This window comes from Helicobacter japonicus, assembly GCF_000762845.2.
Taxonomy (GTDB): Bacteria; Campylobacterota; Campylobacteria; order Campylobacterales; family Helicobacteraceae; genus Helicobacter_C; species Helicobacter_C japonicus.
In genome coordinates, this window is record NZ_JRMQ02000028.1 from 1 (window position 1) to 3139 (window position 3139).

2 protein-coding genes and 1 pseudogene are annotated in these 3139 nt (G+C 30.9%); all 3 read left to right on the forward strand.

Features of this window, described 5'->3' with window-relative positions; genetic code table 11:
- Positions 1 to 456: pseudogene (locus tag LS65_RS09515) on the forward strand (bacteriophage T4 gp5 trimerisation domain-containing protein); the annotation flags it as partial.
- A 77-nt stretch (positions 457 to 533) separates the two neighbouring features.
- Positions 534 to 2180, forward strand: a complete 1647-nt coding sequence (locus tag LS65_RS09520) for a hypothetical protein (protein WP_236096708.1) — start codon at positions 534 to 536, stop codon at positions 2178 to 2180.
- Positions 2181 to 2275: 95 nt separating this feature from the next.
- Positions 2276 to 3013, forward strand: a complete 738-nt coding sequence (locus LS65_RS09525; protein ID WP_236096709.1) for a hypothetical protein — start codon at positions 2276 to 2278, stop codon at positions 3011 to 3013.
- Positions 3014 to 3139 lie beyond the last annotated feature (126 nt).

Genomic DNA, 3139 nt, shown 5'->3' on the forward strand with positions numbered 1-3139 from the left:
AGAGTAGCAAAGGATAGCAGTGAATATGTAGGAGAGGATAAGGAAGTAGAGATACAAGGAAATCTCAATACAAGTATAGAACAAGATGAGAGTAGGAATATAAAAGGGAATAAGAGGGAGATGGTGGAGGGGGAATATCATTTACAAGTTGAAGATTCCATTAACATAGAATCCACTAATGAAACTACGCTTAGGACTAAAGGGAATCTGTTATTTACATCTAATGCCTCTATGGGACTTGAAACAGATGAAAATGCTACCTTTATAGCTGATAATATTTTATCAGAAGCAACGAGTGATTACGCTATTAATGCTGGTAATGCCATTAATCTAAAGATTAATGAAACTGTTATTTATGCCACAAGCGATACAATCATTTTTAAAGCTGGTGGAATAGAAGTAGTCATAGATTCTAAAGGATTAGTTGTTAAAGGTGGGGAGATAAAGGCGGAGTGAGGGGTAAAGAAAAGTTTAAAAAAATCTTAAAATAAACTCTTAATATTGCTTGATGAGGAATTGGCGGGAAATAACAAATGTTAAATAAAGAAAACACTCAAGAGTATAGCAAAGATACATTAAGAATACAAATTATAGATTCTAAAAACAATCCCATTAAAGGTGCGGAAGTTATTTTATTGGGTATGGGGCAAAGAGAAGGGCAAAAGATTACCTTACCAGATAAAACAGATTCTCAAGGAGAAATCACTTTTAATTTTCAAAAATATATCAAAAATATCAATAGATTTGAAATCACAATAAATCACCCAGATTATTATTCATATCCCATAAACCGCAATAGAAAAATATGTAGAAGTTATGAGTATGGGCATTTGTGTGTAGAAAGTTTTGCTAAGATACCTACATTCTATTTTGATGGTAAAACACTTAATATATCTCAATGTCCAAATCCTGCTAAGAGATACGCTTTAAAAAACCTGCCAAATCAAGATTCTAATAATCAAACACAGAAAGAATACTATATACAATTACAAAACAATCAAAAAAACTTTAGCATTTATAAAGATAAAAATCTTACTGAAGCAAGCGACTACATTTTACATTTAGAATATTCCAGCCAAACAACAACTCAACCTGAAGAGAACAAGAATCTGAACTTTGATAATGATGACACCTTAAGGAAATTTAATAAAGAGATAGAGTCTATTATAAAAATGAATGAGAAAAAGGGTAACACGCAATCTATACATAAATTTGTTATTGATTATTCTGTTCCAGATTTCATTGCGAAAGCTTTAAATCTTATTGATGAATTTGAAAATAGGAATACTCAAGGAGTATTTTTAAGTATCAATCTTACAGAGCTTAAAAAGGGGCAATTAAATACAAATCCATTTGATAAAAATTTAATTATAGAAACGCTCAAAGAAAGAATTGTTAATCTTGCTAAAAATAGTTGCCATACAACAAGTGCTCCATTGCCTAGTATTAATAATTCTGCAAACTCTTATTATCCAAATCAGGGGCCCACTTCGCTTTGCGGACCAGCTGCATTTTTTTATTGCCTTTTGATAGACAGACCTGATTTATATGTAAAATGTGTTATTGATTTGTGGGAAAAAGGAGAAGTAAAAATAAAAAATCTAAGTATTAAGCCAAGTGAGGATTGCAAAAAACCAAAATCACTTGAAAATGGTAGATATAATAAAATCAACGGTATAGATTGGATAACCTTAGCAAGTCTAAGAGATTCTGAAAATATAATATTTAGCTATGATGAAGCAAGCGACCAAGCAGCAGGTATCACTCTTGCGGGTGCATTAAAAGAGTGGTTTTTAAAGGTCGGAGCAAAATTATTGTTTTCTAATGTAACTTATGGACTACATATTGGCAAAGACGAATTGTTGTGTTTGGTTAAATATAAACAACAATATTCACAGGCTCATATTGTTTCTTTGATTAATGCAGAGCTTATAGGTGGTTCTAGCAGTGGGATACCAGGTATTAAAAAATCTCATTGGATAGTGTGGAAAACTACACCACAAAGCAATGGGAAAGATATAGATTTAAACACTCAAAAAGAGGAAATAAAACAAGAAGTATTTTCTTGGGGTAAAATAGACAGAAAACCAGAGCAATCTACTTTAACAGATTACCTTAGTTATAATTTTGGTGCTATAGTATTCTTACCTATACCTTATGAATTAGGAGAGTGTGAATGAGAACATTAACACTATTTTATCTTATACCTTTGTGCGTAATGCTTACCTCCTGCGCAAAGCCTATATATACAAGCTTTGAGACAAGTAGAGCAAAAATGGAGGTGCTATCAGGGTTTTTCGCTTGGGATTGTATTGATTTAAAAGAAGAACCGTATAAAAATGCTGAACAAATTTTGAGAAATAAGGGTTTGATAAATTATAAGAAACAATACTATGAAAATGGTAAAATGCAAATCAATCAATATGAAATTACTAGAAGTGAAAAATCAATAATGATAAAGAACAAGATAGATAGCATCATAGTCCATAATGATGGTATAGATGCGATTAATATTTCTTATGATAAACAACATTTAGGAATCTGTGATAGAGGAAAGCTACGCATATTTGATTTAAACAACAACCTATATGAACTTGAGCATTACAAAGATAAAAAATGCACAGAGGTTTATTTTTCTTTAGATGATAAATATCTTATAGTAAATAACAAAAATCAAGGACAAATTTATGATTTTAAGGCAGGAAATTTAGTATATGATAATCCTAACAATTCTCTTTCTGTATCATTGGGTTATGATTGGTCTTACAAAGTTTTTTATCCTATGCTTATAATGGGCTATGCAATAGCTGGCAATGAAATCATATTGCTTGATGAAGAAAAAAGAATTATTGTTGAGGGATTAGAGTATTCAAGTTCATATCGGGAAAGCATTGAACAAGTTAGAAAAAATAAAGAGAGTATTGATGTATTGGTTTGGGAACAACAAAAAGCTTGGATGCCTTTTGTCTCTTTTGCGCCAACTTGTTCAATTAGAATATTACAAGAATTTTAGTATAAACTTAAAATACAAAAATTTTCAATAAGGAACAACCTATGAGTTCTCCCACTTCCTCCTTTCTCTCTCTAAACATTAATAATATTACCTTTCTCATCACCAAAGCCTATATTAAAGAAAGTT